This is a genomic window from Legionella worsleiensis, from assembly GCF_001467535.1.
GTDB lineage: Bacteria > Pseudomonadota > Gammaproteobacteria > Legionellales > Legionellaceae > Legionella > Legionella worsleiensis.
Genome location: NZ_LNZC01000018.1, coordinates 1 through 307 on the forward strand (window position 1 = coordinate 1; position 307 = coordinate 307).

The window sequence follows — 307 nt, forward strand, 5'->3', positions numbered from 1 at the left end:
GAGTGTGGCCGATATTGACAGTGCGGTGGTGACGACTACGGTTTCTGTACTGCACGGCAGTTTGACGGCTGTTGCAACTGCAGGGGTGACCATCACCAATAACGGCACGGGATCGGTTACTTTAAGTGGTTCTCCTGCAGCAATCACTGCGGCTTTAGACGGTTTAAGCTACAGTCCAGTAGCGGATTACCACGGTTCCGATACCTTGACCATGAGTACTACCGACGGTGCGCTGCTCGACAGCGATACCGTAGGTATTACCATTAATCCTGTAGTGGATATTGCTGATGATGCTTTTGCGACCAAT

General features: G+C 51.1%; 1 protein-coding gene. It reads left to right on the forward strand.

What is annotated here, in order from left to right:
- On the forward strand, positions 1 to 307 hold a 307-nt coding region (locus Lwor_RS13860), incomplete at both ends, for a hypothetical protein (RefSeq protein WP_202967152.1).